The sequence below is a fragment of the Oleiphilus sp. HI0061 genome (assembly GCF_001635675.1).
Genome location: NZ_LWFE01000784.1, coordinates 1 through 466, shown reverse-complemented (window position 1 = coordinate 466; position 466 = coordinate 1). Strand labels below are relative to the sequence as shown.

1 protein-coding gene is annotated in these 466 nt (G+C 47.4%); it reads right to left on the bottom strand.

The genetic code is table 11. The annotated features are described in order from the left end of the window. Positions 1-466 (bottom strand): 4Fe-4S binding protein (locus A3735_RS09550; RefSeq protein WP_156499569.1); only part of this gene is annotated, 466 nt, incomplete at both ends.

Genomic DNA, 466 nt, shown 5'->3' with positions numbered 1-466 from the left:
AAAACCATAAAATAGGATCCAGAAAGTTTCCCAGGGCCCAAGAGTGTAGGTGCCAGACAGCGTTGTCCACAAAGACGCTGATAACTCGCGTATAGGTGTAAAATATCCGACCAAGGTAAAACCGGTCCATAATGAGAACAGGAGCCATACAAGCTGCTTGGTCCCTCGTTTGCGAATTTTTTCAGCATTCCAGGGCATCTTTTCCAGCTTAAGCTGTGCGCCTCGGTCACCCTCAATAATGCGTTCCATCCAAACGAAGGCTTCAGTCCAGACGGTCTGGGGGCAGGCATAACCGCACCATAAGCGGCCAGCCAAGGCTGTAAAAAAGAATAGGCTGAGCGCAGCCATGATTAATAGCCAAGCTAGAAAGAAAAAGTCTTGAGGCCAAAACGTTAGCCAAAAAATATGAAACTGGCGCTCCGGTAAATCGAACAAAATTGCTTGATGTCCATCCCATGTAAACCAG